The sequence below is a fragment of the Salinarchaeum chitinilyticum genome (genome assembly GCF_055390775.1).
On record NZ_AP043888.1, the window covers coordinates 2,488,934 to 2,514,509 of the forward strand.

Sequence of the window (25,576 nt, forward strand, 5' to 3'; positions counted from 1 at the left end):
CGTATATCCCATCTGTGTTCTCGGGCCGCATCCTTTAGACAGCCACGGAATCCATCGGTCTGCCGGGTTTATACCGTGCGAGCTGGCGATCCACGCTGTCGGCGATCGAGGGCTTGCCCGTCCCCGAACGAACCGGGAGCGGGGTGGTCGAGGTCGCCTCCCCGGCGCCGCCGATCCGCCGCGACTCGCTGGTGGACGCCCCGTCCGAGGACTCGCTGAATCGCCAATCAAGTGACACAGCACCGCGACGCCAAATCTCGCTCACCGATCCCGGAGGACCGTTTCCCCCGGCCCCGTTCGCGCGTCCGTCGAGAGCTGCACGCCAGCGTCGAGGCTGGTGTCGATGCCGGTCTTCGCTCCGTCGCCGACGACGACGCCGAACTTCCGCCGGCCGGTGTCGACGTGATCGCCGTTGACCGACGTTCGCACGGTCTCGTCGTCGTGTCTGAGGTTCGCGACGGTCGTTCCGGCGCCGAAGTTGACGTCGCGCCCGAGGATCGAATCGCCGACGTAGGAGAGGTGCCCGACGGTCGCTCCGGACAGCAAGAGCGAGTTCTTCACCTCGACGGCGTTGCCCACGCGGGCGTCAGGGCCAAGGACCGTCGCGCCGCGGACGTACGCGTTCGGCCCGACGTCCGCGCCCTCTCGGATCACGACCGGCCCCTCGACGTAGCTCCCAGACCGGACGCGGGCGCCCGCCTCGACGACGACCGGGCCGTCGAAGTGGACGTCGGTCTCGACCGCTCCCTCGATGCGTCGTCGGGCGCCTGTCTCCGGTTCGGTGCCCCCGTCCCCATCTGTGCGGCCTTCGGCGTCCCCCGTGGCGGTCTGGTCTTCGTCTCCGCCGTCGGCGAGCTCCCCTCGGCCTAGCTGGCCGAGGACGTGTTCGGTCGCAGCGAGCAGCTCCCACGGCCGGCCGACGTCGAGCCAGGTGCCCTCGTGCTCGACGGCCCGGACCGTCGTGCCGTTCTCGATCTCGCGCACGATCGCGTCCGTGAGTTCGTACTCGCCGCGCGGGCTCGCGCCGATCCGGTCGATCGCGTCGAAGATCGACGGTTCGAACGCGTAGAGCCCAGCGTTGATCAGGTCCGAGGCCGGCTCCCGGGGTTTCTCGACCAGCCCCGTGACTCGCGGGCTGGTCGCGTCCCATTCGGTCTCGACGACGCCGTAGTTGCGCGGGTCCGGGACGGACCGGACCGCCATCGCCGTGCCGCCGGCGTCGGCGAGGTTCTCGACGATGCCGTCGTCGACGAGCACGTCGCCGTTCAACGCGAGAAAGCGCCGGTCGACGAGCTCTCTCGCCCGCCCGATCGCGTGGGCGGTCCCCCGTGGCTCGGATTGCTCGACGTACTCGACGGGGACGCCGCGATGGTCCTCGCCTACTTGCTCCCGGATCGCCTCGGCTCGATAGCCGACGACGAGCACGAACCGATCGACGGGGCCGAGACACTGGTCCATGATCCGCTGGATCAGCGTCTCCGCCCCGACCGGGAGCAGCGGCTTCGGTCGTCGGTCGGTCAGCGGTCGCATTCGCGTTCCCTCGCCGGCGGCGATGACGATCGCGTCCATGCCGCAGGCAGCGGTCGGACCGCTCATAATCACCCGAGACCGTTCGATCCGGTAGCAGGTTGGTAACGATGGTGGAGTCTGGGCCGGCTTCGGATCCAACTACAAGTGGCGGCCCAGTCCACGGGATCAGGCAGTCTGGAGCGCGTCGTCGATCAACGACCGCGCAGTCTCCGTCAGCTCCACCGTCCGGTCCTCCGTTCGGCCCTGTGCCGTCACCCGGACGAGGGGCTGCGTGCCGCTCGCGCGAACGAGGAACCAGCCGGACTCCGTCTCGACTCTGACGCCGTCGCGCTCGTCGATCTCCGCGTATCGGCCGCTGGCCAGCCCGGCCACGGCCTCGACGATCTCGTACTTCTGCTCGCCGTCGACGGACAGTTGACCGCGCTCGACGGGGTAGCTCGGCAACGCGGCGATCTGCCGTGAGAGCGGCCCCGCGCGCGCGACGAGCGCCGCGAGCTTGCAGGCCGCCAGCGGGCCGTCGGGTGCGAGCGTCTCCTGGGGCCAGATCCAGGCACCGCTCGGCTCGCCGCCGAACGTGACGCCGGGCTCGCGTGCGCGCTCGGCCACGAAGACGTCGCCGACGCGACAGCGCTCGACGCGGCCGCCGGCCTGCTCGACGACGTCGTCGACGACGAGACTCGCCCCGACGGGCGCGACGACTTCTGCGCCGTCGGCGACGGCGTCGCCGGCGAACAGTGCGAGCAGCTCGTCGCCCGAGCAGAATCGACCCCGGTCGTCGACGGCCATCGCTCGATCCGCGTCGCCGTCGTGGGCGACGCCGAGGTCGGCGTCGGTGGCCTCGACGTGCGCAGCCAGGGCATCGCAGGTCCCAGCGGTCGGCTCGCTGGGGCGGCTCGGGAACCGGCCGTCGGTCTCGCCGCCGAGCGTGGTTACGTCGCAGTCGAGATCTCGTAGCGCGTCGGCGGTGACGCCGCCCGCGCCGTTGCCGACGTCGACGACCACCGAGAGGGGCTCCTCGAGCGACACTGCGTCGGCGAGTGCCTGCCGGTGCCGGTCGGTCGCGTCGGATCGGTCGCGGACCGCATCGTCGCCGACGACCGTCTCCGTCCCGACCTCGTGCCACGCGGCCGGCTCCCCCGCTCCTTCGCGGACGATCTCGGTGATCCGTTCGCGACGCTCTTCGCCGAAGGCCGCGCCCTCGTCGGTCCAGCACTTCAGGCCGTTGTCCGCCGGTGGGTTGTGCGAGGCCGTGACCGCGACCCCCGCGTCGGCGTCGTACCAGCCGACGCTCCGGGCGACCGTCGGCGTCGCGGCGACGCCGATCCGGAGCACGTCTGCCCCGCGCTCCCGTGCGCCGGCGGAGAGGGCATCTGCGAGCAGCGGACCAGTCAACCGGGGATCGCGTCCGATCACGATACGTTCCGCCCCGTGAGTCGCGAGCGCGCGACCGACCGAGAGCGCGACGTCGGTCGTCACGGTCTCGCCGAACGGGCCGCGGATCCCGCTAGTGCCGAACATCGTCGTGATCGTCGGAGGCGTGAATGTCCTCGGAGACGTGGCGGTCTTCGGAGGCGTCGCGGCCGGTGGGAGCGTCGTGATCTGCTGAGGTGCTGTCGTGTTCCGCTGGCCCGCTGCCGTGCTCCGCTGATGAACGACCGTGCTCCGCCGAGGCGGTGTCGTACTTCGGTGGGACGCGGCCGCGATCAGCAGGGTTGCGGTCGTGACGGTGTCTGGGTGCCATCGATGGCCAGAATCTCCCAATCACGGCCCCTTGTTAGAGCGGTGCTACCGACGCACTTGACCCGATAGCCGAGACCTTCGATCGGTGGCCGGGCGATGGATGCGCCGCAGCGTTCAGAGCTCGACGACGTCGCCGATCTCCGGTGCGCTCGCGCTGTAGTCCTCGTCGCGCAGTTCGGCAGCGAACTCCGCACACCGGTCCCCGTGGTTGACGAGGACCGTCGCGTCGTCGTAGGGTTCGAGGAATTCTCCGAGTCCCGGCCGATCCGCGTGCGCGGAGAAGTCGAAGCGCTCGACGCCTGCGGCGACCCGGAGGACGTCGCCGTCGATCGGCGCGCTGCCGGTGTCGAGTAGCTCCCGCCCGGGCGTCCCCTCGACCTGGTAGCCCGTCATCGCGATCAGGTTCGTCGGATTGCCGGCGATCTCCGGAACGTAGGTCATCGCCGGTCCACCGTTGAGCATCCCGCTGGTGGTGACGATGACGGCGGACTCCTCGGCGATGCGTTCCCGCTGGCCTTCCTTCCCGCGCACGAACCGTGCGTGGCCGGCTGCGTCCCGCAGTGCGTCGGCGTCTCGCAGGAACTCGGGGTACTGCTGCACCGTCCGGGTGACGTCCTGGCCCATGCCATCGACGTACGTGGGGAGGTCGTGGGCGGCACAGACCATGAGGATCTCTTGCGTTCGGCCGATCGCGAACGCGGGGACGACGACGGTGCCGCCCTCCCAGAGCGTCGTCTCGACGGCGTCGACGAACGACTGCTCGATCTCGGGTCGCGGCGGGCGCTCGACGTCTGCGTAGGTGCTCTCGAGGAGGACGGCGTCGGCCTCGGGCCGTGCGGTGGAGGCCGGGAGCAGGCGCTGGTCCTCGGTGTGGAAGTCAGCACTGTAGAAGAGCCGGGTGTCGCCGTCGTCGATCAGCACGTGGGCGCTCCCGGGAATGTGGCCGGCGTCGTAGAACGTGATCTCGTGGCCGGCGGCCTCGAAGGACTCCCGGTAGCCGTGGGGTTCGGAGACCTGCGTCACGCGCTGGATCTCCGTCTCGGTGAACGGGCAGTCGTAGGTCCCGCCGCGGAGCTTGAGAGTATCTCGCGCGAGCGTGAGACAGAGGTCCCGGGTCGGCGGCGTCCAGTGGATCGGCGGCCGTCGGTCGCCCGAGCAGAGGGTGGGAACGGTTCCGACGTGGTCGAGATGGCCGTGGCTGACGACGACCGCGTCCGGCTCCACGTCGCCGACCGGGAACCCCGGGGGCGTGCCCGAGGCCATGCCGTAGTCCAGCAAGAGGCGATCGTTGACGAGGATCGCGCTCCGCCCGACCTCCTGGGCGCCGCCCAGGAACTCCAGTTTCATCTGGGAGTAGTTTCTCGTGGCGGCCCTATTCCCTCGTCGGTTCGTTCGCGTGCTGCTGGGGACACGGGTTTCGATGCAGCAGCCGTACACGGATTCCGGGAGACCGGAGGTCTCCCGACGTCGCGGGCGTGGCCCGCGACAGCCCCCTCCCGCTCGCGAATTCTAACTCGCTGTCGTCCGAGAGAGCTTCGCTCTCTCGTGATCACGAAAGGCACGGAGCGCCTTTCGAACGACGCTCCTCAGTCGGTCGCGTTCGCTCCCTCCCTGCGGTGCTTACGTCGTTACAATCCGCGACCGGTCGGCCCCTTCCGAAGTCCCGCCCGGTGGTGGTTTTGGGCTCTGTATTCGGTGGGAGTTTCAGACCTGTATCGCACTTCTGACCCTCTGTTCGACGCTCTGTGGGTGTTCCACCGGTGCTATGCCCGTTTGAAACTCCACAGGGAGGGGCTCCGGAAGGGGCCGACCGCTCGATCCGTTCCCGACGAAGTAAGCACTGAGGCGAGCGAAGCGAGCCGAAGCGCGCAGCGAGTCGCGGACCGTCGAGCGGGAGGGGGCTTCCGTAGGTGGTTGTGGTGCTGTCGCTCGAGGTCGGAGTACCGTCTCCAGCAAATCTCTCCCCTAGTCGCGGACCAGAAATCGATCGTAGCCGTCGAAGGCGAGATCCAGCGAGCCGATCCACCAGTTCCAGCGTTCGAGGAGCTCCATCCCCTCGGGGGCGTCCGCCAGCTCGGTGACGATCAGTTCAACGTCAAGTTCGACGCCGACGTCTTCCCGGTAGGTCCCGGCGTCCTCGAGATCGCCGGCGGCTCTCGCGACGACCCTGGCAGCGTCGGAATCGGCGTCGAAGGCCTCCTCGAGCGCGTCGGCGAGATCGGGCCGCTCCATGGGTGCAGATTCTCGCCGATCTCCCAAAAGTCTCCGCTGTGCCAGCCCGTTCACGCTCGCTGAAGAGGGGAAGCGGTAAGTGCGCGGCCTGCTGACCGGAGTGTATGAGTCTGGGGCAGCGCGTCTCGACCGACCACCAGCTCGCGCGACTCCTGCAGATCGGGGTCGTGCTGGAGGAGGTCGTCGAGGCCCGCGCGGAGCGCCACCTCGCGGAGCTCGACCCCGAAGAGCGGGCCGCTCTCGACGACGAGGTCGAGGCGCTGCTCGCGGAGGCCGCCGAGGAGTCCGCCGAGCACCGCGATCGCGTCGCGGACCTGGCCGACGAGCTGGACGCCGAGGCGACCGGCTTCGAGGAGATCGAGGCCCTCGTCGAGGAGCACTACTCCGCGCCGGGGAACACCGACGGCGTGCTCTACGATCAGCTGTTTAGCGAGGAGACCGCCTACAAGTTCTACGACGACCTGATCACCGCGATCGAGGACAGCGACACGGAGTTCAGCGTGGATCGGGAGCACGTGCTCACGACGCTCCGGGAGATCCGCGCCGAAGAGGAAGAGGGCGTCCAGGAGGTCACCGATATCATGGAGGCACGCGAATGAATTCAGCCGATCAGTACGTCAAGGCGATCTACCTCGCCCAACGACTGGAGGACGGCCCCGCCGCGACGGGCACGCTCGCCGACATGCTCGACGTCTCGCCGGCGAGCGTCAACGAGATGGTCGGCAAGCTCGAGTCCCGTGGACTGGTCGAACACGAGAAGTACGCTGGCGCGACGCTCACCGACGAGGGGATCGTCCGGGCGGAGGATACCCTCCAGACGTACTGCATCATCGAGCGATTCCTCTACAACGTCCTCGAGGTCGAGGACTTCCGCGGGGAGGCCCGGGCGCTGGAGAGCGTCATCGACGACACCGTCGCGGAGCGACTGGACACGATCATCGACCGCCGCGAGGAGTGTCCGGACTGTTTCGACGCCGAGACGGACTGCTGTGAGTTCCTGGAAGTCGAGCAACGGGCGGACTGAGCCAGTCCCATCTGCAAACGGCTTCAGATCCCGTGTACGCGCACGGATGGTCGGCTGTCCGGCGCGCCGCGCGCGTCAGGGACGAGTATCGCTGTCAGGTCTGTGGAATCGAGAAGTCCCAAACGGGGCGAAATCCCGACGTACACCACATCCGCCCCGTCCGTTCGTTCGACGATCCCGGGAAAGCACACCGACTCGACAACGTCGTTTCGCTCTGCCGACCGTGTCACCGGAAAGTCGAAGCCGGTTCCATCTCGCTGCCGTCCCCGGAAGATGGGTAATGCACTTGTATACGGGCGCAAAAGCTGACTTCGAAGCCCTGTGGTGTAGCGGCCAATCATAGCGGCCTTTGGACGTGTTCGGTCACGGCCGGATGCGGAGGCAAGCCGTTGACGGCGGTTCGAATCCGCCCAGGGCTACTCTCGATTTCTTCACCGGTGCGTAGCTCGCCTCCTTGCGCCGCTCCCAGTGACAATTCTTCGTACTGCAGCGGTACTCCGCTGCTATCGAAACGTCGATCTAGTCGCGTGTTTATATACTAAATCGTATCTTGGTATATCGAATTTCCCCGGGTCGCGATGTGTCTGACCTGTATAGAGTTCACGTCTTAGCAACGTTATCGCCGCTACTGTCGGTTCGCAGGTAGCTGAGCACTCATCAAGCTCCTCAGTTTCGACCGGGCCCACGGATCACCGGCGCCGGTAGTTTAATGCTCACGGGGTGTGGAAAAATGGGTCCCGGTAACCACTGACTGTCCCCGATCACCATGACCGCCCTCACAGATCGCTGCTACGACTGCGGTTCCGAGTACGTTCCGCTGGCAGTCGACGACGGCCGCTGTCCGGACTGCGATTCCCCGGCTACGCCGCTCGTCGGCACGCCGACCGTGTTCGACGTCCGGCCGATCTCCACGGTCGACCTCGACACTCTTCCGGAGGACGACGCCATCGAGGTGCTCGTCCGGGACGACACCGACCGGCTGATCGCCTACGCGTTCGCGGTACCAGATTCCGGCCAGCCCTACGCCGTCGCGATCACGTTCGAGGACGCGACGATCAGGCGGGGCGACGAGCACTGGTCGGCGATCGACGGCCCGGCGTGCGTCGCCGACGCCGTCTTCGAACGGGTCGGCACTCGGCCGGGAGCGCCACCGGACGCTCACGCTGGATAGTAGCCGGATCGCCGGAAGTGACGATGCTCCCCAGTTTCACAGCCCCTGGCAGACCTGCTGGCCGCTGACGACCTCGGGGACGATCACGTCGTCGGCGCCTACTCGCCGCGCCAGCGCTTCGTCCATCTCGTCGCCGGCGCGCACGACGAGCCGGACGTCGGGAGCGCGTTCGGTCGCCGCGACGGCGACCTGGACGTTCGTACTCGTGTCGTCGACGGCCCCGACGACAGTTTCCGCGCGTTCGACACCCGCAGTGCGGAGCGTCTCGTCGGTCCGGGCGTCGCCCTCGACGGCGAGGAACCCGTCGTCGACCGCTCGTTCGTAGAGTTCGGGCTGCTGCTCTACGATCACTGGTTCGCGATCGTCGGCGCGGAGTCCTTCGGCGACGGTCCGTCCGAAGGTCCCGTAGCCACAGACGATCACGTGCGATTCCTGCTCGTCGATGCGTCGATCGATGGTCATAGCGGTGAGTTCGTCGGTGAGCTGGCCGCCGAAGGCAGCGGAAAAGAGCGTCTCGCCCGTCCAGATGCCGGTCACGACGAGCCCGGAGAGCACGGCGATGGCGTAGGCCTTGACCACGCGTGCGGGCCCGTCGTGGTGCTCGAAGTACAGCTCGATACTCGTGGGATCGAGCAGCCAGAACGCAGCGTTCACGGGCCCGATCCCCGTCAGCGCGACGAAGCCGAGTACGCCCGCTGCGACGACGGCACCGAACGCGAGCACCGGGCGAACGAGCCGACGCAGAAGTGGCCGCCGGGCGACAGCTTCGATCAGCCGCCCCGGAACGGTCATCGCGTGCTCGTCGCTTGCCGGCCTGGGGCATGCTCCTCCGGGCCCGTACGGTGGCAGCCAACTCTCGATTGGCATCCGTCCCGTTCCTGCAAACATTCCCGACCGGATGGTGGCGATATCTTCATATTTGTTTCTGGATGTGGTCTTATTGGTCTCACCTAGCCGTGAACGTCGAACTGATAAAAACCTTGTTCCCGGATCGTCGAGCGATCGGCTCGATCGGTGGACGAACGTCTCCGGTTTTACAGCACCACGCGATCGACGTCCGCGTGGCTCGCCCGGCGCACGACCGTCCGGACCGGATCCTTCGCGCCCGCGAGGTTGTGCGTGTTGCCGTCGAGGGTGAACAGCTTGGCCGGCTTGCCCGATTCGAGGACGCCCCAGTCCAATCCCGCGATCTCGGCGCCGCGGTAGGTCGCCATCGCGAGGACCTCGGCGCTCGGCAGCCCGGTCAGTTTCGCGGTGATCGCCATCTCGCGGAACATCGACGGCGAGTTGAGGAAGACGTTGTCCGTTCCGAGCGCGACGGTCGTCCGCTCTGCGAGCTCGGCGATCGGCGGCACGCCGACGTCGGTGACGAGGTTCGAACGCGGGCAGACCACGACGGGCGTGCCGCGGTCCTCGAGCCGGTCGAGCTGGTGGTCCTCGGCGTGGACCATGTGGACGAGAAAGTCGGGATTGAGATCCATCGCGGGGTCGACGTCGCTCTCGTCGACCTCGCCCGCGTGGATGCCGAAGGGCTTGCCTGCCTCGCGCGTGGCGGTGCGCTCGGCCTCGAAGTTCGCGTCGTTGGCCCCCGACGCGCCGTAGCCGTCCGCAACGTCGAGCACTTCGATTTCCTCGCGGCCCATGATCACCGGATCGAGGTCGATGCCCTCAGCCGCGGCTGCGGCCCGAAGTTGTTCGACGCCCTCGACGCCGCCCTCCCGGAACTCGATGCAGGCGCCCGTGCCACCTTCCTGCATGTACCGGAGCGACCGTTCCATCGCCCCGATCAGCTCCTCGGGATCGGCCTGCCGGAGGAGGCGGTGTTTCAGGCCATCCGGCGGCGCGACGAGCTCCTCGAGACTCAGCCCCTCGCCCGCCTCTTTCGCGATCGAGTCCCCGAGATGCGTGTGCGCGTTGACGAACGCCGGACAGACGATGTCGTCCGACTCGGTTGCGTGTTCCTCGATTTCGGCGACCTCACCGTCTTCGACGTGGAGCGTTCCCTCGACCGGCTCGAACTCGCGACCCCGGAGGATCGTCCCCGACAGCTGCATGTGTGGGGGTTCGGTGGCGGGTGGCTTGTACCCGACGCTCGCGGGTGAACCGATCTGGAGGATCCTATGGTTGGGGTCCATGAGCTATTGCCTCCGAAAGCCCCAGGACGCTCAACCATCCGCGACTCGCTGTCGTCCGAGAGAGCAGAGCTCTCTCGTGATCACGAAAGGCGCACCGCGCCTTTCGAACGACGCTTCTCAGTCGTGTCGCTCCGCTCGCTCCCTGCGGTGCTTGCTTCGTCGGGGATGGATCGATCGCCCTGCCCCTTTCGATGTATCGAAGGATCGCAGATCCTTCGTACCTCGCGAGACCGAAGGTCTCGCTCAGTACCGGAAGATCGGAGATCTTCCGTAGATCGCGAAATCGAAGATTTCGCTCACCCCCACCCACCGCACCTCAATCCTCCCCAGCCTCCTCCCTCGCGTACGCTCGGTCGTCCACCGGAAGACGTCGCTACGCTCGTCTTCCGAGCCCTCGTTCGCTTCGCTCACGAGGACCTCGCACGCTACGCGGCTGCTGACGCTTCCGTCGGAGCAAGCTCCGACGGCGTTCGCCTCGCTACGCTCGGCTCACAGCCGCGAAACGCGCGCCACCGCATGCCCACGGTTTCAGCCAACTCGACTATCAGCGGGGTAGGACTTCGGAGGGAGCCGACCGAAGCGGGAGGGGGCTTCCGTAGGCCGCTGCTGTGGAGAACTCTCGGAACCTGATCGGCCCTACTCGCTCAGCCGAGCGTACTCGTCGTCGGTCAACTCGATCTGCGTCGCGGCGACGTTCTGTTCTAGGTGCTCGATACTCGACGTGCCCGGAATCGGCAGGATCACGTCGGAGTGCTCGAGGAGCCACGCGAGCGCGATCTGCTGGGGTGTCGCGTCGTGAGCGGCTGCGACCTCCTCCACCACACTTTGCTTCTCCCCCAGGTCGCCACCGCCGAGTGGGAACCACGGGATGAAGCCGATGCCGCTTTCCTCGCAGGCTTCGAGCACCGCCTCGTCGTCGCGATTCCCGACGTTGTACTGGTTCTGCACGGTCACGATGTCGACGACGTCCTGCGCTCGTTCCAGTTGCTCCACCGAGACGTTGCTCAGCCCGACGTGCTCGACGAACCCGTCGTCTTTGAGCTCCGCGAACGTCTGGACGGCCTCCTCGAAGTCCACGTCGGGATCGGGCCGGTGGTACTGGTAGCAGTCGATCGTGTCGACGCCGAGGCGGTCCCGGCTCACGAGCACCTGGTTCCGGACGTACTCCGGCGCGCCGTGTTTGAGCCACTCGCCGTCGGCCTCTCTGAGCAGCCCGGCCTTCGTCGCGATCGTGACGTCGTCGTGGTCGAACTCGTCGGACTCCTCGAGGGCCTCGCGGATGATCCGCTCGCTGACGCCGGGGCCGTAGGAGTCGGCGGTGTCGATGAGGTCGACGCCGAGTTCCAGCGCGCGCTGGACGACGCGCCGCGCGTTCGCCTCGTCCTCGGGCGGGCCGATGATCTCCTCGCCCGTGAGGCGCATCGCGCCGAAGCCGAGCCGGTGCACCGTGATCTCGCCGCCGAGGTCGAACGTGTCGCTCTCGTTTGCAGACATGGCTCGATCTGCGACCGCCGGCGGCAAGGGCCTTTGCGTCGGCGAACCCCGTCGTCCCGGGACCGACCGGCTGTCCAGGCGCTGGTCCCGCTCCGATCGCTACTCCTCGCCGGTGAACTCCGAGAGCGTCGCGGGGTAGCCACGGACCTCCGTGACGAGCACGTCCTCCACGTCGATTCCCAGTACGTCGACGGCCGCAGGGCCGACGGCCTCGGTTCGCTCCGGCGGCGCGTAGACGCCGAGGCGCCACTGTGAGTGCTGGGCAGCCCGGAGCGCCTCCACGAGCGGCGACTGCTCGGCGAGTGGCCGGGCCTCGCCGTTGACGACGACTTTGGAGCTGCTCTCGGGCATCGAGGGCCGCCCCGGAACGTCGAGGATCACCGCCTCGTCGGGCACCTCGGCGCGGCGGGCGATCTGCAGTTCGAGCTCGCGAACGGTCTCGTGGTCCGCGTCGACGATAGACTCGGGAACGTCCTCGAACTCTGCCCAGACCGCGCGCTTGAACAGGTCCCGATCGTCGAGTCGGCGGGCGTAGACGGCGGCGGGCTCGCAGTTCCGGAGCGCTACGAGCAGCTCCGGGTCGTCCATCCGCTGGACGGCCTCGGCGTCGGGCGCTCCCTCGTCGATCAGCGCCTCCGTCGCGCGCCGGAGCATCGACTTGCTGATCCGGGCGACGTGGTGGCGGTAGACGGTCGGGTTCATCAGCGCGCGAGCGATGAGCAGGCTCTCGGCGGTCTGGACGTTCCCCTCATCGAGGACGAGCTGGCCGTCCCGGAAGGTCAGCTCGCGGACGAGTCGGCTGTGGTCGATCGTGCCGTATGGAATGCCCGTGTGGTGGGCGTCGCGAACGAGGTAGTCCATCCGGTCGACGTCGAGCTCGCCGGAGACCAGCTGACCGTACCGACCCTCGCCAGCGACGAGGTCGGCGACGTCGTCGGGATCGACGTCGAACTCCCGGAGCACCTCGCCGACCTCGCCGGAATCGAGCCGGTCGTGCACCTCGTCGTGGTAGGTTCCGGTCCGCCGCGCGAGGAGCTCCTCCACGTTGTGGGAGAAGGGCGCGTGCCCGACGTCGTGGAGGAGTGCGGCCGCCCGGACGCGCTTGGCGCGTTGCTGGCGCGCGGGGAGATGTGCGAGCGCGCGGTCGGCAAGGTGGTAGACGCCGAGGCTGTGCTCGAAGCGGGTGTGGTTCGCCGAGGGGTAGACCAGCGAGACCGTCCCGAGCTGTGAGATCCGGCGGAGTCGCTGAAGGGCGGGCGTGTCCAGCAGGGCCCGGGCGAGCCCCTGGACGTCGATGTGATCGTGGACGCTGTCCTTGATCGTCTTCACTGGCAGTGGCTTCGTCGGCATCGGTCAAAAGGGTGCGCGATGGCCGTCGGAGCGCAGCGCTGCGATTGGGATCGGGCTGTCCCCACCGAGAAACGTCCCCGCGATCGGCCACTGGAGGATTTCGGCAATTGCCGAAACGAACTGGCGCCGACCGCGCCGCCGTCTCACTTTTTCCACACGGATGGGGGCAGAACGGCCGTCGGACGTAAGTAGGGGCTCGTCCAAATTCAGTTCGACCCAGCGAGTTCGTCATCCATGCCAGAGCATCCGCCCGCCCGCTCCACGCGGTTTTCCGCCCTCCTCGATCGAATGACGGAGGGGTTTCTCGCTATCGACGACGAGTGGCGGATCGTCGAGTGCAACGACCACGCGGCGGCCTTGCTCGGCGGCGAACGCGGCGACGTGCTCGGTGCCGATCTCTGGACCGTGGCGCCGGACGTGATCGAGACGACGTTCGCCGAGCACTATCGGCAGGCGATGGCCGATCGGGAGTCGACGGCGTTCGAGGCGTTCTGGCCCCACACCGAGACGGCATATCGCGTTCGCGTCTATCCGACCGACGACGGTGGTATCGAGGTGTTCCTCCGCGACGTCGATGCGAGCCTCCCGGCGGGGGACGGCCCCCGACACGCGACCGTCGTCGAGGCGGTCACGGACGGCGTCCTCGCGGTGGACGAAGACGATCGCGTCGTCCTCGTCAACGAGGCGCTCACGGGCCTGCTCGACGCCGGCCGATCGACGCTGTTGAACACCAGCCTCGACGCGCTCTCCACGGCGACCAAACTCACCGACGGCGACGTCCGTACGCTCCGCGCGGGGATCGAACACGTCCGGTCCGCGGGAACGACCGATCACCGCATCCAGCTCTCCGTCCCCGACACCGAGGGCCGGCCCGGTGCGGTCGAGGTTCGGCTCTCTCCGCTCCCCGGTGGCGACGACGATCGCGTCGCGGCGGTCGTCCGTGACGTGACCGAACGCCGCGATCGCGAGCGCGTGGTCCGATCGCTCCACGCCGCGACCCGAGAACTGTTCCGCGCGGAGGACATCATCGACGCCTGCGCCGCCGCGGTCCACACCGGTGCAGACCTGCTCGATCTCCAGATCAGCGGCATCTGGCTGCTCGACGAGGAGCGGAACCGGCTCGAACCGGTCGCGGCGACCGCCGGCGCCCACGACACCGTCGGCGGGCTCCCCGTCTTCGGTGACGGCGAAGGGATCGCCTGGAAAGCCTACCAGCGCGACGAAGTGATGCACCACGACGACGTCACCGACGCCGAGGACGTCTACAATCCGGACACGCCGATCCGCAGCGAGCTGATCGTGCCGATCGGTAACCGGGGCGTCCTGATGGCCGGCGATACCGAACCGGGCCAGTTCGACGACACCGACGTCGAACTGGCGGAGATCCTCGCTGCGAACACCGAGGCCGTGCTCGATCGCCTCGAACGCGAGCAGCTCCTCGAAGACCGCGCGACGGAGCTCGAACGCCAGAACGAACGCCTCGCCTCGCTGGAGGGCGTCCTCTCCGGGCCGATCAACGCCACGCTCGACGACGTCGAGGAGACGTTCGAGTCGGGCACCATCGACGAGGCTCGCGACGCCATCGATCGCGCCCGCCGACTCGTCGACGTCGCGGGCACGTACGCGAATCGTCCGGATGCCACCGGCGCCCGGACCGGTCTCACGCTCGGCGAGACACTCGAAGCGGCCGCGGCCGAGACCGAACGCCAGTCGCCGACCGTCGTCGTCAGTGGCGACGGCACGCTCCGGGCCGACCACGATCACCTCATCGAACTGTTCGGCGCGCTCGTCCGGAACGCCACCCAGCGCGACGCCAACGCGATCAGTCTCGGCGTGCTTCAGGCCACCAGCTCCCGGGTCCGCCGGCTCTCGGGGTTCTACGTCGAGGACGACGGCGACGTGATCCCGCGGCGGGTGCGCGATCCGCCCTTTGACCCCTACGCCGGCGACGTAACGGTGGGGCTGGAACTCGAGCTCGCGCGGCTGCTCGCGCGCGACCACGGCTGGGAGCTGACTGCGGACCCGACCCAGCACGGCATGCGCTTTGAAATCACCGACGTCACGACGCTCTCACCGACGAAGGAGTGAGCGCGATCGGCGTCGGCCGCGCGTTCGAGGTGGGTCCGACCGCGGTTTTATACACGCTCCGTGGGTGCTCCAAAGTGATGCCTTCTCTGACTCGTCGGAACGTCCTGCAGGCCGCGAGCACGTCGGCTGTCGTTGGCCTCGCGGGATGCAGCTTGCTCGCCGATTCCTCCTCGCAGCCGCCGGAGCTCGGATCGATCGAGGTCCTCAACGACGACGACAGTCCGCACACGGTCCAGGTACTCCTGCTGGAGGACGGCACCCCCGTCTTCTGGCGGTCCGTACGCCTCGCAGGTGCGTCTGCGGACGCCTCGAGCTTTGCCGAGTTCGAGCAGCAACCGACTGGGCCCGAACCCTACGTGATCTACGCTCGGCTCGGCGAGGCGTCGCCGTCGGCGTGGCGACGCCTCGACGTCGGCCAGTACTCCACGGCTTGCATCGGGATCAGCATACAGGTCGACGACCGGGACGGCTCTCCGTATCTCTCGATCTGGAAGACGCACAATCCGTCGTGGTGTGGCGAGGATCCAGAAGGATTCGAAGCGTGAGTTCGCCGTCGAGCCCGTGGAATTCTCCTCGCTCCCCCGACCGATCTCCAACTCGCCTCAGAACAGATCCCTGCCACTCGTCTCAGGACAGGTCTTCGAGCACCTGCCGATAGGAATCCGTCTCGGAGAGCTGCAGGAGCGCCTCGTCGCTCTCCTCGCGGATGACCGCGAGCCGATCGACCAGCCGGGCGTACTCCTCGCTGGATCGCAGCTCTGGCTCGGTCTTCTCGGCGTCGAGCAGCGCCTTCTTCGAGGCGAGCGCGAAGAACTGCTGGATCCGCTCGTCGTACTCCGAGCGCAGGAGCAGCTGCTCGACGGTCTCGACGAGATCCTCCCGCGAGACGGGTTTGACGAGGTAGTCGTCGAACCCCATCTCGACGATGTCGAAGTCCGGCTCGACGGCGGTGACCATCGCGACCTCGCAGTCGATGCCGCGCTCGGTGATCACGTCGAGCACCTCGTCGCCGGAGAGCCCGGGCATCCGGCGGTCTAGCAGGACGACGTCGATCGTGTCGTCGAGCGCGTCGACGGCCTCGTCGCCGTCGTAAGCGGTTCGCACCGCACAGTGGTCGCCGAGCCAGGCGCTGTAGAGGTCGGCGAGGTCGGACTCGTCCTCGACGATGAGGACGACCGGCTGCCGGGCGCCGGTCACGGCGGATCACCGTCGGACGCGTACATGGTTCAGTTCCACGGAGTCCCGATATTTCAACCCGTCGGCGTTTTGGATCGGACGGTCTGATCCGGTCGTGGGTTCGATCGGTGAAAATCAGTCGAGCGCTCGGTCGATGGTCGAACGCGACCGGGCGATCTCGTCGGCGGAGACGTCGATTTCGTGCTCGCCGACCGCGATCGAGAGGCGGCCGTCGTCGGTCCCGGTCCCGATTCGCTCGACGGGCGCCACGCCCTCGAAACGCGCCGCGACGGCGTCGGGGTCGGTCGTCTGGACCAGCACGCGGCCCGCCCCTTCTGCGAACAGCTCGCCAGCGGGGTCCTCGCCGGGCAGTTCGACGGTGAGCCCGGCCGAATCAGTGACCATCTCCGCGAGAGAAACCGCGAGGCCGCCGTGGGAGACGTCGTGCACGGCGAGGGCGTCGTCGCTGCGCGCGACGTCCGCGATCCTGGACACGATCGGTGCGGGATCCGCCGGCGGTGCGGGGAATCGATCGGTGCCACCGAACTGGGCGAGATACTCCGAGCCGCCGAGGTCGTGGCCGGCATTGTCTGCCGCGTCGCCATCGATCGCCGCGTCGCCGACGAGCAGCAGTTCGCCTTCGGGCTCGGCGTCGATCGTCGGCGCGTCGTAGCCCGCTCGCGTGCCGACGATCGCGAGCGTCGGCGTCGGCGGGATCGGCCCGGCGACGGAGTCGTTGTACAGCGAGACGTTGCCGCCGACGACCGGCGCGTCGAGCGCCGAACAGCCGTCGGCGAGCCCGTCGACGATCGCGGCGAACCCGCCGTAGACGTCCGGCTTCTCGGGATTGCCGCCGTTGAGGCAGTTCACCGCGGCGAGCGGCGTCGCCCCCGCCGTCGCGAGATTCGTGGCGTTCTCGACGGCGACTGCGCGGGCGCCGTCGTAGGGCGCTGCGGCCGTCCAGTTCGGTGCGGCGCCGGCGGAGATCGCGAGACCGACGCCACGCCCGGTCTCGTCGGCGCCCTCCTCGACGTCGGCGGCCTCTCTGATCGCGACGATCGCCGCGTCGTCACCGGGTTTCAGCGCGGTGCGTGCGCCGACCTCGTGGTCGTACTGGCGATAGACCCACTCCTTGCTGGCAGTGTTCGGGCTCGCGAGAACGGCCTCGAACGCGTCGACCGGATCGACGCCGACAGGGCGGTCGCGATCCTGGGGCACGGGCTCTTCCATCTCGAGGTCGTTGAACGGCGCACCGTCGCCGAGGAACGCCGCAGGCGCGTCCACGACCGTCTCGCCCTCGAACGTGCAGACGTAGTTGCCCTCGGTAACCTCGCCGATAACCGAGCAGCCGAGATCGTAGCGCTCGGCGACGGCCGCCACGCGATCGACGTTCTCCGGCTCGACCTCGTAGCACATCCGCTCCTGGGACTCCGCGAGCAGGATCTCCATCGCGTTCATGTTCGGCTCGCGCTGGTGAACCCGTTCGAGTGCGATCTCGGCGCCGAGGCTCCCCTGTGCGACCATCTCGCTGCTCGCCCCGCCGAGCCCTGCTGCGCCGAGGTCCCGGGCGGCCTCGATCAGATCCTCGTCGACGAGCTGCTCGTTGCACTCGATGAGCAGCTTCTCCGTGTAGGGGTCGCCGACCTGCACCGCCGGCCGATCCTCCGTCTCGGCGTCCTCGTCCAGGTCCTCGCTCGCGAAAGACGCGCCGCCGAGGCCGTCCCGCCCCGTCGAGTTCCCGATGAGTACGAGCTTGTTGCCGGGCTCGTTGACGGCCGCACGAACGAGCCGATCCTCCGTCGTGAGACCGACGCAGGCGACGTTGACCAGCGGGTTCCCCTCGTAGTCCGGGTGGAAGTCGACGCTGCCGCCGACGGTCGGCACGCCGATCGCGTTGCCGTAGTCGGCGATCCCCTCGACGACGCCCTCGAAGAGGTACCGGGAGTGTTCGCGGTCGAACTCGCCAAAGTACAGCGAGTCCGTGAGCGCGATCGGATAGGCGCCCATCGAGAGCGTGTCCCGGACGATCCCGCCGACGCCCGTCGCGGCGCCGTCGTAGGGATCGACGTAGCTCGGGTGGTTGTGGCTCTCGATCCCCAGCGTGACGTAGACGTCGCCGTTCGGGGCGTCGGAGAGGTCGGGGACGGCACCACCGTCGCTCCGTTCTTCGACGGCGTCGCCGTCGGTAGCGGCGGCCTGGATGGCGTCTGCGAGCGGATCCGGCAGCGCGACGACGGCCGCGTCGTCGCCGGGGCCGACGACGACCCGGTCGCTCTCGGAGTCGAAGGCTCCGAGCAGCGGGCGCGAGGAGCGATACGCACAGTGCTCGCTCCAGAGGTTCTCGAACAGCGCGGCTTCGGCGCGCGTGGGCTCCCGACCGAGCTCGTCGACGACGAGTTCGCGGTCGGCCTCGGCGAGGGGCATGTTGATCGTGGCTTGCCAGCAACCGGAGAAATGGCTTCCGATGTGCGGGCCGGATGCGCCGCTTCGTCGTGGAAGGACGCTGTTCTGTCTTCCTCTGTGGGAGACGTTTCGTCGTGACGCCGGGGTCCGAAAGCTGATGCAGTAGTGACATCTGTGGAAAGGAGTGGCTATGGAGGCGGTTGCGAACCACTGCTCGGGTCAATCTTTTATCCTCAGACACGATAGATACAGTGTATGGGTTCGAAAGAACAACCTGCGAGGGACGGCACCGAAGTCTCCTATAGCCAGGAAGAGCTCTACACGACGATCTATTCCGCAAGGAAGGATGCACTGCTCTCGACAGTGGCGACGTTGATCTATCTCGCACTGGCAGCGTTCTTCATATACGGTGGTCTGTCCCTTGCACTGTCAAACTCGGGTACGTCCAGTCTCCTCTGGGGAGCAGGTACGATGATTACTGGGTTCGTGATCGCTGCGCTTGCGACGGGCGTCGTATCGCTGCCCGGCAGTTCTCCGTGATACGAACTGTAAGAACCTCTATCCGGCACACTACCACTCCGCTATGACTGATTGCGGGGACCCAGCCAAGGTCGACTGCCGGCTCGGGTCCCGTCGGATGGAAGCCGACCGCCACCCGCAGGTCCGCGAACGCTCCAGATAGGGCGATTCCCCATCGCGCTCTCTCACGCCCATCTGGCGGTCCTTACGGGCGCGACGTTCCTGGATGTCGACGACTTTCGGTATAGGCCCGTTGTAGTCCGACCAGCCTACCCACGAGGATGACGAATGGAAATCACACGAAGGGGAACGGCTGCCCCTGAAGGAACGAATTCCACGCGTCCCGTCGAGCACCCACATGACTGCCGACCGGCGGTGTGCCCCGACGCGCCGACCCAAAACATATGCCGGCATTCGTCGAACACGCCGCTCATGGTGAACCCGCTCGGAATTCCCCTCCTCGCGTTCGGGCTCGCAGCGGTGATCTGGCCGTACGAGATCGCCCGGTTCGAGGAGCGAATCGACGCGATCGGGAGCAAGCGGTCGTGGTCCGAGGTCGAGCCCGCCGACTGGCGCGTGACGCTCACCCGCGGTATCGGCGTCGTGTTCGTGCTAATTGGGTTCGGCTTCTTGCTCGCCGGGTAGGTGCCGGTCCCCACCGCAGACAGCGGCAGCGAAGCGGGAGAAGACGGTGTACTAAGGTCCGAGCGAACGAAGCTCCGTACGTGAACGTTCTCATCACCGGCGCCCACGGCACCGTCGGCACCGCCATCACGGACCACCTCGGCGACGACGATCGCTTCGAGTTCACGCTGCTCGACGTCGCCGAGCCCGATGGCGCGTACGACGGCGATCCGCCCGGCGAGGTCGTCACGGCCGACGTGACCGAGTACGACCAGCTCCGGCCCCACTTCGATGGGCAGGACGCGGTCGTCCACCTCGCCTTGATCCCCGGCACTGGCGGTGCCGACGCGCGGGACATTCCGTGGGACGACCCGCAGTCTGACAACCTCGAGGCGCTCCACAACGTCGCGCAAGCGACGGAGGACGCCGGCGTGGACTCGCTCGTCTTCGCCTCCTCGAACCACGCCGTCGGGCTCGTCGAGGTGACGAACAAGCCCGACGTCTACCACGACAAGGGGATCGTCGCCGGCCACGACGAGCCCCACCGGCCCGACTCCACGTACGGCCTCACCAAGAGCTACGGCGAGGACCTCGGGCGTTTCCTCGCGGAGGTCCACGACGTACGCTTCTACGGCCTCCGGTTCGGCGCGATTCGGGACCCCGCCTACGATCACCCCTATGGCGACGCCGAGGCCGGCGTCGAGGAGGGCCGCTGGGAGCGCGGGAGCGACGACTACGAGGAGATGGTCGCGCGGATGAAGGGGCTCTGGCAGTCCCGTCGCGACTGCGCCCACCTCGTCGAGTGCTGTCTGACCGACGAGTCCGTCGAGTGGGATCACTTCTTCGGCGTCAGCGCGAACGAGCGCCGATGGCTCGACGACCTCGAATACGCACGCGAGACGATCGGGTACGAGCCCGAGGACGAGGGCGAGGCGTGGGACGCGCCGCCTGAGTGACGGGATCGCCGTCGCCGCTCCCCGGCCGAGCGGGGCCGCAGGCGATTCTTGCGTTCCGATCCCCTTTTGACGGCAGCGCGCCAACGGCGAGCCGTGCTATCGTGCGAGCTCCACACGCACTCGGAGCTGTCCCACGACGGACGCGACCCCGTCGACCTCCTCGTCGAACAGGCGGACGCCGTGGGCCTCGACGCGCTCGCCGTCACCGACCACGACGAGATCGAGGCCAGCATCGAAGCGGCGGAGCTCGCGACCGAACGCGGTATGATCGGGATCCCCGGTCTCGAGGTCACCAGCCGGGCCGGCCACATTCTCGGGCTCGGCGTCGATCGACGCATCGAGCCAGGGCTTCCCTACGAGAACACGCTCAACCGGATTCGCGACGCTGGCGGCATCGCGGTGATCCCCCATCCTTTCCAGGAGTCCCGCCACGGCGTGATGGCGAACGTCACCCGCGACCAGCTCGCGATGGCCGACGCGATCGAGGTGTACAACTCCCGGCTGTTCACGGGCCGCGCGAACCGGCAGGCCCGCCGCTTCGCACAGGAGCAGGGGCTACCGATGACCGCCGGAAGCGACGCGCACATCAGCGAGATGGTCGGCCAGGCCCGCACGCTGATCGACGCCAAGGAGCGATCCGTCCAGGGAGTGCTCGACGCGATCCGCGCTGGCGACACGAAGATCGACGGCAAGCGAACGCCCTGGCGCATCAGTCTTCGACAGTTCGCCGGCGGCGTCACGCGGCGAATCCGCCGGCACGTGCCGTCACAGGGCTGAGGTGAGTACGCGTGGACACCGATCCCGAGGAGCGAGCCGGTGATTCGAGTGAGCGTGGCGACGATCGCTCCTCGCGAGCCAGCGCGGCGGACGCACGGCCCGCCGAGAACCGGGCGCGCTTCTGCGGCGACCCGGACGCTGCTCGGGCGGCCGTCGAACAGGGCGACCCGCTCTCGGGGGCGAACGGCTTCGCCGGGCTGCTGGATCGCTCGGGTGCGGACGACGGCGCCTCCAACGTACTCGTTCGCGACGTGCTCGGCCGCGAGCCGCTGTTCGTCGAGCGGGATGCATCGACCGACGAACTGCTCGATCCCGACGCCGGAGAGTGGGCGTTCGACCCCACGGTGCTCGACGATCCCGAACAGTTCCCTCCGGGTGCGATCCAGAACGCCGACGGCCGGCGCCAGCGCCTGCGCCTGCCGCGGAACTCCGGCGTCGGCGACGTCGGCGGGACCGCGGCCGCCGTGCCCGGAACCGAGGTCGACGAACTCCGGTCGGCGATCGACCACGCGCTCGGGGCGCTCGATCCCGAGACGCCCGTGGCCTTCTCCGGCGGCGTCGATTCCGCCCTCGTCGCGACCGGGACCGACGGGCCGCTCTACGTCGCGGGGTTCCCGGACAGCCACGATCTCGAAGCGGCTCGCGCCGCCGCGGCGGCGATGGACCGCGAGCTACGGGAGATCGAGCTGACCCACGACGAGCTCGTTCGGGCGGTTCGCGCTGTCGCCGCCGCGACCGGGCGGACCAACCCGATGGACGTCTCGATCGCCGTTCCGCTCTACCTCGTCGCCGAGCGCGTCGCCGCCGACGGCCACGACGCCCTCGCGGTCGGCCAGGGCGCCGACGAGCTGTTCGGCGGCTACGCGAAGGTGGCGAAGGCGAACGGTGATCACCGGGTCGACGCGAACTCCGTCACGGCCGCACGCGACGAGGTCCTCCGGACGCTCCCGGAGCAGCTGCCACGCGACGTGCTCACGATTCGAGCCGCTGGCGTCGAGCCCGTCGCGCCGCTGCTCGACGATCGGGTCGTACGGGCCGCACTCGCCCTCCCCGAGGCGCTGCTCGTCCGCGACGAGGAACGCAAGGTGGCACTCCGTCGGGTCGCGAGCGATCGGCTCCCCGCCTCGGTGGCGAGCCGGGACAAAAAGGCGCTCCAGTACGGCTCGCTCGTCTCTCGCGAACTCGACCGACTGGCTCGCCAGAACGGCTACAAACGTCGGATGGACGACCACGTCGGCCAGTACGTTCGTGAACTCGTCGAGGAGTGATCCGAACGTCCGATCGCTCCGGCACGGGCTGGCACCGCGCCGACGCCGAACTCAGTCGTCCCGGAGCCGCTCGTAGGCCTGCTGGACGAGCATGAACTCCGATCGGCTGCCGTCGGCGCGGTCGGGATGCACTTCCTTGACCTGCTCGAGGTACGACTGCCGGACGTCGTCGCTGGAGGCACTCCACTCCAGGCCCAGCACCTCGTAGGCCTGGGCGCGGCGGAGCTCCACGTCTCGGACGATCCCGTTCTCGAGCCCGTCGTCCTTGCAGTCCGGGCAGAACTGCTCGGTCCGGCCGTCGACGGTGACGACCTGATAGAGCTCGATCGAGAAGAGCCCGCCACACTGGTCGCAGGTGTCGTTCGTCGTCGCCGGCTTGCCGGTCGCCCCGTCGGTGACCGCTTCCCCGGCGTTCGACGCCGTTCCCGTGGCGGTCGCGCAGTTGGCGTCGCTCGTACTCGCGGTGGGTTCCTCGGGGGTCGGGCCGTCTGTTGGCGATCCGGCAGCGGTCGTTCCGGTAGCGTTCCCGCTCGAAGCGTCAGGCTCGCTACCCCTTCTGGCGGTCGAGGCGTCCTCCTTCTCCTCCTCGTCGGTGGTCGAGGTCGCGCCCGCCGGTCGTTCGCCCGCCGAAACCGCGTCCTGGCACTCCGGGCAGAGGATCATCTCCGTGCCGTCGGGCAGCTCCGTCCGGGCGAGCGTAGCAGCAGTCACGCCCTCGCCACAGCCCTCGCAGTCGGCCGTCGAGCGCTCGGCGAGCTCCTCGGCGTGGTAGCGACACTCCGGACAGACCACCATCGAGCCGCTGGGAAGGATCACCTCTTCGAGCTGCTGGGCGGGCCCCTCGCGGTCGCAGCCGTCGCAGGTCTCCGTCCCGGCGGCAGTCATGACTGAGAGATGGATGCCGTCACACTAAATTCCTTTCGCGGTGTCCCCGTGATTCCGTTCGGTCACCGGCCCGGCGACGTCGGTAGGTCTCCGAGTGTCGGTAGGCCTCCTGGTGATAGTACGCACGCGGCGTGGACTAGAACGTGTCCAGTTCGCCAGCGATCACGCGCTCGGTGATCGACGTGACGTCCGCGAGCCGCTCGTCGACGATTTCGGTGACTTCGGCCTCGATGTCGGCGACGGCGACGCCCTCCTCGGTGATGACGTGGACGTCGGCGACGTGGGGCTGGTCGATCGGCCGGCCGATCTGGGAGAGGAGCCGCACCCGGAGGTCGCGGATCCCCTCGACGTCGTCGACGACGTCCTGGGCGATCTCCGTCGAGAGGAGGTTGTAGATCTTCCCGATGTGGTTGACGGGGTTCTTGCCGGAGGAGGCCTCCATCGACATCGAGCGGTTCGGGGTGATCAGTCCGCTGACGCGATTGCCCCGCCCCACGGAGCCGTCGTCGCCCTGTTCGGCGCTGGTGCCGGTGACGGTGAGGTAGACGGATTCCTGCTCGTAGTCGTCGGCAGTGTTGACGTAGACGTCGACGGAGCGATCGGTGATCTCGTCGGCGACGGACTCGACGAACGACCGGACGCCCTGGACGGCCTCGTCGTACTCCTCGAGGTCGGCGACGTACTCGTCGACGATCGCGGCGGCGACGGTGACGTCGACCTGGTCGCCCTCGCGCTTGCCCATGATCTTGACGTCGGGACCGAGTTCCGGGTTCGTCTCGGCGTACTCGCCGTTGAGCCGCTGCTCGGCCTCGTAGACGATCCGCTCGGTCTCGGTCATCGGCGCGTGACCGACGCCGAAGCTCGTGTCGTTGGCCATCGGCACGGAGACGCCGTCCTCGCCGAAGACTTCCTGCAGGTCGCCGCTGCCCTCGCCGAGCTTGACGTCGACGACGATGTCCGAGCCGACGTCGAGCTTCGGAATGTTCTCCTCGAGATACTCACGTGCGGCCTCCAGGGCGATCCGCTCTGTCGGGATCTTCGTCCCCTGGTACTCCTTGGTCGCGCGGCCGACGATCAGCAGGTAGATCGGCGACTGGACCTCGCCGCCGCCGTAGGCCGGTGCGGCTTCGCCGGCGACGAGCTGGGTCTCGTCGGTGTTGAAATGCAGGACGGTGCCGACGCGATCGAGGTAGGCCTGCGCCAGCGCCTCGGAAACGTGCTCGGCGACGCCGTCGGAGATCGAGTCGGGGTGGCCGATGCCTTTCCGCTCGACGATTTCGACCTCCTGATCTTCGACCGCGTCGCGATCGATCGCTTCGACGCGGATGTTCCGGTCAGTCATTGGTCTGGGGTTCTAGATGCCTCGGCCTATAGCTTGCGATACTGGCGATTTCGCGTCGGGTTTTCGGTCGTCCCCGGCAGCTCGTCCACGGAGCGCCGATGCGTCTCACCGGTCAGTCGTTCTCGGCAAGCAGGAGTCCGAGGTAGGACGTTCGGATCTGCTCCTCCGGATCGCAGCCGAGATCCGCGAGTAGCGCCCGTGCGGCCTCGCGGGGCTCGGCGATGCTCCCCTCGCCAGCGTCCTCCGGGATCTCCGTCTCGACCTCGAGGAACTCGCCGAGCCCATCGACGGCGTCCAGCGATATCGTGAACTCACCGAGTGCGTAGCGTTGGCGCTCCTTCCGGACCTCCGCGGCGGGCTCGAACCCCAGTCGATCGAACGCGGCCGCGAGCTCCGCTCCCTCGGCGACGACCGTCTCGAACTCCTCGCGCGATTTCGACGCGGCCTCGAGGAGCGGTCCCTTGTACGTGACCGCCGTCGTCCACTCGTCCGCGGAAATCGTGCGTTCGCCCTCCGCAGCCGTGCGTTCGCCCTCGGCAATCGTCTTTTCGCTCTCTGCACTCGCCGTTTCGCTCTCGGGACTCGCCTCCTCGCGCTTCCCAGGTTTCCGCTTGCCGTCCGGTGAAGCGTCCCGATCGTCGGGATCGGCGTCGACCCGGCGCTCTCGCCGTAGCCGAAGGGCCTCGTCCGTCTCCGCGAAGTCACGGTGGGGCGCGTCGTAGTACGTGTCGACCTGCTCGACGGTCCCGAGCGGCTCGGCTTCCGCCGGGAGGCGCTCGCGGATGGCGTCGTGATCGGCCTCGACCTTCACCTCCACCTCGTACATGTCCCTCACGCGGTCTGGACGCTCTATAAGGATGTC

The 25,576-nt window shown here is 68.1% G+C and carries 25 protein-coding genes and 1 tRNA gene; 12 read left to right on the plus strand and 14 right to left on the minus strand.

Annotated elements, in window-relative coordinates:
* Positions 1–261: 261 nt before the first annotated feature.
* The 4 genes from ACZ5KP_RS12000 to ACZ5KP_RS12015 all read right to left on the minus strand — a co-directional run bounded on the left by ACZ5KP_RS12000 (position 262) and on the right by ACZ5KP_RS12015 (position 5,502).
* Entirely contained in the window at positions 262–1,569 is a 1,308-nt protein-coding gene (locus ACZ5KP_RS12000) for a sugar phosphate nucleotidyltransferase (protein ID WP_460921044.1), read from the minus strand.
* 126 nt (positions 1,570–1,695) lie between these two features.
* Positions 1,696–3,048, minus strand: coding sequence for a phosphoglucosamine mutase (gene glmM, locus ACZ5KP_RS12005; RefSeq protein WP_460917887.1), 1,353 nt, complete (start codon positions 3,046–3,048; stop codon positions 1,696–1,698).
* 336 nt (positions 3,049–3,384) lie between these two features.
* The gene (locus tag ACZ5KP_RS12010) at positions 3,385–4,617 is read right to left on the minus strand and encodes an MBL fold metallo-hydrolase (RefSeq protein WP_460917888.1); all 1,233 of its coding nucleotides are present in this window, start codon (positions 4,615–4,617) and stop codon (positions 3,385–3,387) included.
* 618 nt (positions 4,618–5,235) lie between these two features.
* Positions 5,236–5,502 carry a hypothetical protein gene (locus ACZ5KP_RS12015; RefSeq protein ID WP_460917889.1) on the minus strand — a complete coding sequence of 89 codons (267 nt, stop codon included), beginning with the start codon at positions 5,500–5,502 and terminating at the stop codon, positions 5,236–5,238.
* 104 nt (positions 5,503–5,606) lie between these two features.
* Between ACZ5KP_RS12015 and ACZ5KP_RS12020 the strand changes: the two genes are divergently transcribed.
* The 5 genes from ACZ5KP_RS12020 (at position 5,607) to ACZ5KP_RS12040 (ending at position 7,697) form a co-directional block, all read left to right on the plus strand.
* Complete coding sequence (locus ACZ5KP_RS12020) at positions 5,607–6,101, plus strand: ferritin-like domain-containing protein (RefSeq protein WP_460917891.1); 495 nt, start codon at positions 5,607–5,609, stop codon at positions 6,099–6,101.
* Positions 6,098–6,526, plus strand: a complete 429-nt coding sequence (locus tag ACZ5KP_RS12025; protein WP_460917892.1) for a metal-dependent transcriptional regulator — start codon at positions 6,098–6,100, stop codon at positions 6,524–6,526. The genes ACZ5KP_RS12020 and ACZ5KP_RS12025 overlap by 4 nt, the downstream gene beginning before the upstream one ends.
* A gap of 32 nt (positions 6,527–6,558) precedes the next feature.
* Positions 6,559–6,807 carry an HNH endonuclease gene (locus ACZ5KP_RS12030; protein ID WP_460917893.1) on the plus strand — a complete coding sequence of 83 codons (249 nt, stop codon included), beginning with the start codon at positions 6,559–6,561 and terminating at the stop codon, positions 6,805–6,807.
* A gap of 34 nt (positions 6,808–6,841) precedes the next feature.
* Positions 6,842–6,945: transfer RNA gene (locus ACZ5KP_RS12035), tRNA-Gln, on the plus strand.
* 347 nt (positions 6,946–7,292) lie between these two features.
* Positions 7,293–7,697, plus strand: coding sequence for a hypothetical protein (locus tag ACZ5KP_RS12040; protein ID WP_460917894.1), 405 nt, complete (start codon positions 7,293–7,295; stop codon positions 7,695–7,697).
* 36 nt (positions 7,698–7,733) lie between these two features.
* Here the strand turns inward: ACZ5KP_RS12040 and ACZ5KP_RS12045 are convergent, their stop codons facing one another.
* The 5 genes from ACZ5KP_RS12045 to ACZ5KP_RS12065 form a co-directional block, all read right to left on the minus strand.
* Positions 7,734–8,489, minus strand: a complete 756-nt coding sequence (locus ACZ5KP_RS12045) for a potassium channel family protein (RefSeq protein ID WP_460917895.1) — start codon at positions 8,487–8,489, stop codon at positions 7,734–7,736.
* A gap of 242 nt (positions 8,490–8,731) precedes the next feature.
* Positions 8,732–9,751 carry an amidohydrolase family protein gene (locus ACZ5KP_RS12050; RefSeq protein WP_460921046.1) on the minus strand — a complete coding sequence of 340 codons (1,020 nt, stop codon included), beginning with the start codon at positions 9,749–9,751 and terminating at the stop codon, positions 8,732–8,734.
* A gap of 324 nt (positions 9,752–10,075) precedes the next feature.
* Positions 10,076–10,243, minus strand: coding sequence for a hypothetical protein (locus ACZ5KP_RS12055; protein WP_460917897.1), 168 nt, complete (start codon positions 10,241–10,243; stop codon positions 10,076–10,078).
* A 225-nt stretch (positions 10,244–10,468) separates the two neighbouring features.
* On the minus strand, positions 10,469–11,326 hold the full coding sequence (locus ACZ5KP_RS12060; protein WP_460917898.1) for an aldo/keto reductase: 858 nt from the start codon (positions 11,324–11,326) through the stop codon (positions 10,469–10,471).
* A gap of 99 nt (positions 11,327–11,425) precedes the next feature.
* On the minus strand, positions 11,426–12,655 hold the full coding sequence (locus ACZ5KP_RS12065) for an HD domain-containing protein (protein ID WP_460917899.1): 1,230 nt from the start codon (positions 12,653–12,655) through the stop codon (positions 11,426–11,428).
* A 255-nt stretch (positions 12,656–12,910) separates the two neighbouring features.
* Here ACZ5KP_RS12065 and ACZ5KP_RS12070 point away from each other — a divergent pair, with 255 nt between their 5' ends.
* Positions 12,911–14,764 (plus strand): PAS domain-containing protein, encoded by a 1,854-nt coding sequence (locus ACZ5KP_RS12070; protein ID WP_460917900.1) that lies wholly within the window; start codon positions 12,911–12,913, stop codon positions 14,762–14,764.
* Positions 14,765–14,841: 77 nt separating this feature from the next.
* Entirely contained in the window at positions 14,842–15,309 is a 468-nt protein-coding gene (locus ACZ5KP_RS12075; protein ID WP_460917901.1) for a hypothetical protein, read from the plus strand.
* Positions 15,310–15,391: 82 nt separating this feature from the next.
* Here the strand turns inward: ACZ5KP_RS12075 and ACZ5KP_RS12080 are convergent, their stop codons facing one another.
* Together ACZ5KP_RS12080 and purL are read right to left on the minus strand one after the other, a co-directional pair.
* Complete coding sequence (locus tag ACZ5KP_RS12080) at positions 15,392–15,961, minus strand: HalX domain-containing protein (protein ID WP_460917902.1); 570 nt, start codon at positions 15,959–15,961, stop codon at positions 15,392–15,394.
* A gap of 114 nt (positions 15,962–16,075) precedes the next feature.
* Complete coding sequence (purL, locus tag ACZ5KP_RS12085; RefSeq protein ID WP_460917904.1) at positions 16,076–18,364, minus strand: phosphoribosylformylglycinamidine synthase subunit PurL; 2,289 nt, start codon at positions 18,362–18,364, stop codon at positions 16,076–16,078.
* 234 nt (positions 18,365–18,598) lie between these two features.
* On the opposite strand from purL, the gene ACZ5KP_RS12090 reads away from it, so the two are divergent.
* From ACZ5KP_RS12090 to ACZ5KP_RS12110, 5 genes are all read left to right on the plus strand, one after another.
* The gene (locus ACZ5KP_RS12090; RefSeq protein ID WP_460917905.1) at positions 18,599–18,883 is read left to right on the plus strand and encodes a hypothetical protein; all 285 of its coding nucleotides are present in this window, start codon (positions 18,599–18,601) and stop codon (positions 18,881–18,883) included.
* A 411-nt stretch (positions 18,884–19,294) separates the two neighbouring features.
* A complete protein-coding gene (locus ACZ5KP_RS12095; protein WP_460917907.1) occupies positions 19,295–19,507 on the plus strand; it encodes a DUF6199 family natural product biosynthesis protein in 213 nt (70 codons plus the stop codon).
* Between the two features lie 80 nt (positions 19,508–19,587).
* Positions 19,588–20,442: an NAD-dependent epimerase/dehydratase family protein gene (locus ACZ5KP_RS12100; protein WP_460917909.1), complete on the plus strand. Its 855-nt coding sequence runs from the start codon at positions 19,588–19,590 to the stop codon at positions 20,440–20,442.
* Between the two features lie 93 nt (positions 20,443–20,535).
* Entirely contained in the window at positions 20,536–21,219 is a 684-nt protein-coding gene (locus tag ACZ5KP_RS12105) for a PHP domain-containing protein (RefSeq protein ID WP_460917910.1), read from the plus strand.
* 11 nt (positions 21,220–21,230) lie between these two features.
* Complete coding sequence (locus ACZ5KP_RS12110) at positions 21,231–22,487, plus strand: asparagine synthase C-terminal domain-containing protein (RefSeq protein WP_460917911.1); 1,257 nt, start codon at positions 21,231–21,233, stop codon at positions 22,485–22,487.
* Between the two features lie 51 nt (positions 22,488–22,538).
* Here the strand turns inward: ACZ5KP_RS12110 and ACZ5KP_RS12115 are convergent, their stop codons facing one another.
* From ACZ5KP_RS12115 to cyaB, 3 genes are all read right to left on the minus strand, one after another.
* The gene (locus ACZ5KP_RS12115) at positions 22,539–23,372 is read right to left on the minus strand and encodes a J domain-containing protein (RefSeq protein WP_460917912.1); all 834 of its coding nucleotides are present in this window, start codon (positions 23,370–23,372) and stop codon (positions 22,539–22,541) included.
* 136 nt (positions 23,373–23,508) lie between these two features.
* A complete protein-coding gene (locus ACZ5KP_RS12120; protein WP_460917913.1) occupies positions 23,509–24,714 on the minus strand; it encodes a methionine adenosyltransferase in 1,206 nt (401 codons plus the stop codon).
* Between the two features lie 112 nt (positions 24,715–24,826).
* Entirely contained in the window at positions 24,827–25,540 is a 714-nt protein-coding gene (gene cyaB / locus ACZ5KP_RS12125) for a class IV adenylate cyclase (RefSeq protein WP_460917914.1), read from the minus strand.
* Positions 25,541–25,576 lie beyond the last annotated feature (36 nt).

Coding starts and splice junctions, on each gene's coding strand:
- ACZ5KP_RS12000 (WP_460921044.1), bottom strand. CDS start 1,569: ATGGACGCGATCGTCATCGCCGCCGGCGAGGGAACGCGAATGCGACCG.
- glmM (WP_460917887.1), bottom strand. CDS start 3,048: ATGTTCGGCACTAGCGGGATCCGCGGCCCGTTCGGCGAGACCGTGACG.
- ACZ5KP_RS12010 (WP_460917888.1), bottom strand. CDS start 4,617: ATGAAACTGGAGTTCCTGGGCGGCGCCCAGGAGGTCGGGCGGAGCGCG.
- ACZ5KP_RS12015 (WP_460917889.1), bottom strand. CDS start 5,502: ATGGAGCGGCCCGATCTCGCCGACGCGCTCGAGGAGGCCTTCGACGCC.
- ACZ5KP_RS12020 (WP_460917891.1), top strand. CDS start 5,607: ATGAGTCTGGGGCAGCGCGTCTCGACCGACCACCAGCTCGCGCGACTC.
- ACZ5KP_RS12025 (WP_460917892.1), top strand. CDS start 6,098: ATGAATTCAGCCGATCAGTACGTCAAGGCGATCTACCTCGCCCAACGA.
- ACZ5KP_RS12040 (WP_460917894.1), top strand. CDS start 7,293: ATGACCGCCCTCACAGATCGCTGCTACGACTGCGGTTCCGAGTACGTT.
- ACZ5KP_RS12045 (WP_460917895.1), bottom strand. CDS start 8,489: ATGACCGTTCCGGGGCGGCTGATCGAAGCTGTCGCCCGGCGGCCACTT.
- ACZ5KP_RS12050 (WP_460921046.1), bottom strand. CDS start 9,751: ATGCAGCTGTCGGGGACGATCCTCCGGGGTCGCGAGTTCGAGCCGGTC.
- ACZ5KP_RS12060 (WP_460917898.1), bottom strand. CDS start 11,326: ATGTCTGCAAACGAGAGCGACACGTTCGACCTCGGCGGCGAGATCACG.
- ACZ5KP_RS12070 (WP_460917900.1), top strand. CDS start 12,911: ATGCCAGAGCATCCGCCCGCCCGCTCCACGCGGTTTTCCGCCCTCCTC.
- ACZ5KP_RS12075 (WP_460917901.1), top strand. CDS start 14,842: ATGCCTTCTCTGACTCGTCGGAACGTCCTGCAGGCCGCGAGCACGTCG.
- purL (WP_460917904.1), bottom strand. CDS start 18,364: ATGCCCCTCGCCGAGGCCGACCGCGAACTCGTCGTCGACGAGCTCGGT.
- ACZ5KP_RS12090 (WP_460917905.1), top strand. CDS start 18,599: ATGGGTTCGAAAGAACAACCTGCGAGGGACGGCACCGAAGTCTCCTAT.
- ACZ5KP_RS12095 (WP_460917907.1), top strand. CDS start 19,295: ATGGTGAACCCGCTCGGAATTCCCCTCCTCGCGTTCGGGCTCGCAGCG.
- ACZ5KP_RS12115 (WP_460917912.1), bottom strand. CDS start 23,372: ATGACTGCCGCCGGGACGGAGACCTGCGACGGCTGCGACCGCGAGGGG.
- ACZ5KP_RS12120 (WP_460917913.1), bottom strand. CDS start 24,714: ATGACTGACCGGAACATCCGCGTCGAAGCGATCGATCGCGACGCGGTC.
- cyaB (WP_460917914.1), bottom strand. CDS start 25,540: ATGTACGAGGTGGAGGTGAAGGTCGAGGCCGATCACGACGCCATCCGC.